This window comes from Faecalicatena contorta (assembly GCF_021531995.1).
Taxonomy (GTDB): Bacteria; Bacillota; Clostridia; order Lachnospirales; family Lachnospiraceae; genus Dorea_A; species Dorea_A contorta_A.
In genome coordinates, this window is the sequence record NZ_JAFBIZ010000296.1 from 1 (window position 1) to 604 (window position 604).

General features: G+C 43.9%; 1 pseudogene. It reads left to right on the forward strand.

From position 1 onward, the window contains the following. Positions 1-123 precede the first annotated feature (123 nt). Positions 124-604: pseudogene (locus tag JQM82_RS16030) on the forward strand (IS3 family transposase); the annotation flags it as partial.

The window sequence follows — 604 nt, forward strand, 5'->3', positions numbered from 1 at the left end:
GCTCCGCAAACGCGTTAAGGATCAAGATAAAGAAATCCGGCGTCTGAAAGAGGAAAATGAATTTCTCGAGGAAGCAAGTGCTTTTTTCGCAGCCAGCCGTCGGAAGTCAGCAAGAACCAAAGAATGATGTTCATTGCCATAAAAACGGAAGCCGGCGCGATTAAGGGAAAACTCTCATTCTATTGCCGGATGCTTGGTGTCAGCCGCCAGGGGTTCTACAAATATCTTGCTCATAAAGACCGGCCCTGGAAATATCAGGATCTCGCTGATGCTATAAGAGCAATCAATACTGAGGATGAATACAATGATACATATAGGCGTATTCGCATGTATCAGGCACTTCTCCTTAAGAAACCGGAAGGACTCAAGATTCCTAGTGAGCGAACCGTCTACAGGGTCATGGATGAAATAGGCCTTAGTCATCGACCAAAACGTAAGCCGAATGGTATTACCAAGGCGGATCGGGAAGCTCGTAAGTCAGATGATCTTCTGAAGCGAGATTTCAAATCCGATAAGCCACTTGAAAAATGTGTAACTGACATTACCGAAATCAAGGCTAAAGATGGAAAATTATATGTTTCAGCTATCTTTGACTGCTTTGATT